Annotated in this window: 2 protein-coding genes; both read right to left on the minus strand. The window is 71.4% G+C overall.

Annotated elements, in window-relative coordinates; translation table 11 throughout:
* On the minus strand, nt 1-1191 hold a 1191-nt coding region (locus JK356_RS21425), incomplete at its 3' end, for a condensation domain-containing protein (protein ID WP_236671721.1).
* A 29-nt stretch (nt 1192-1220) separates the two neighbouring features.
* Nucleotides 1221-1572: hypothetical protein (locus JK356_RS21430; protein ID WP_201870342.1), on the minus strand; the 352-nt coding region annotated here is incomplete at its 5' end.

Here is a 1572-nt window from a genome sequence, read left to right on the forward strand (position 1 = left end):
GTCAAGCCGGAGCCGGATGCGCTTTCCGGGGATGACGGCGAGGGTGAAGGGGTAGTGGGTCGAGTCGAAAGCGGCGCCTACGGGCCTGATGCTCAGGGTGTCCGGGGATGCGGGCCGGGCCGGCGGGTGCGGGTAGTTCTCGAAGACGACGAGTGAGTCGAAGACGGCGCCCGGGCCGGCCAGCCGCTGCAAGTCGGTGAGGCCGAGGTACTGGTGCGGCAGCAGTTGGGCCTGTCGTTCCTGCAGATCGGTGAGGAGTTCGGTCACGGGCTGCTCGCCGCGCAGCGGCACCCGCACCGGCACCGTGTTGATGAACAGCCCGACCATCGACTCCACACCCGGCAACTCGGTCGGACGCCCCGCCACCGTCGCCCCGAACACCACATCGTTCCGCCCCGACAACCGCGCCACCACCAGCGCCCACGCCGCCTGCACCACCGTGTTCACCGTCAGCCCGCGACCACGCGCGAACTCGCTGACACCGGCCGTGGCTGCTTCGGTGAGGTCGTGGACCACGTGCTCCGCCAGGACAGGCCGGCGCCCGGGGTCAGCGGGTGCGACGAGGGTGGGTTCGTCGGCCCCCGCGAGTTCCCGGCGCCAGGCCTCCTCGGCCGCCGCCCGGTCCTGCCGGGCCAGCCAGGCCAGGTAGTCCCGGTACGACCGCACGGGAGGAAGGGCCCGGACATCAGCGCCGGCCTCGTACACCTTCTGCAGTTCGCCCAGCAGCAGCGGCACCGACCAGCCGTCGAGCAGGATGTGGTGGCTGGTGATGACCATCCGGTGCCGCCCGGGCCCCAGCGTCACCAGCAGCACCCGCAGCAGCGGCGGCACCGCCAGGTCGAAGCGGGCAGCGCGTTCCTCCTCCGACAGCCGTTCGATCTCGGCCAGCGCCTCGTCTTCGGGCAGGGCAGAGAGGTCGGCCTGCCGCCACGGCAGCGTCACGTGGCGGGAGATGACCTGCACGGTCTGGGCGCCGCTGACCTGCCGGAAGCTGGCGCGCAGCACGGCGTGGCGCGCCACCAGCGCCCCCCAGGAGCGCCGCAGCCGGTCCGGGTCCACGGGGCCGAGCAGCTCCTGTCCGGTCTGGATCGTGTAGACGTCGGGCCCTTCGTCGTCGAAGGAGGCGTGGAACAGCAGCCCTTCCTGCAACGGCGACAGCGGCCACACATCCTCAATGGGCGAACGGGTCATCGCTTGCTCCTTCGGTCAGTCTCTGCCGCTCACTGGGTTTCGCCGTCCCCGAAACCGGCCTCCAGGTCTTCGATCTGGCGCTGGTTCAGGCTGACGAGGGGGAAGTCGGAGGGCGTGTGCCCGCCGATACCGGGGTTGGTGGTGTGCCTGGCGATACCGGTGAGCATCTCGACCCACAGGTCGCCGAGTTCGATGACATCTCGGCCGTCCAGCAGCTTTCCGGGCCAGGACAGCGTCAGGTTGAGCTCGGGGCCGTCGGGCGTATCGCGCACGACGGCGCCGGCCTCCAGCTGATGCTGGGCGGGCATGCCCGGGTCGGCCGATCCGCCGACGGCGTCCTCGCCCGCCATCTGCCACGGCTCGGGGCTCCGGCTGCCGCCA

The sequence above is a fragment of the Streptomyces sp. 7-21 genome, from assembly GCF_016741785.1.
GTDB lineage: Bacteria > Actinomycetota > Actinomycetes > Streptomycetales > Streptomycetaceae > Streptomyces.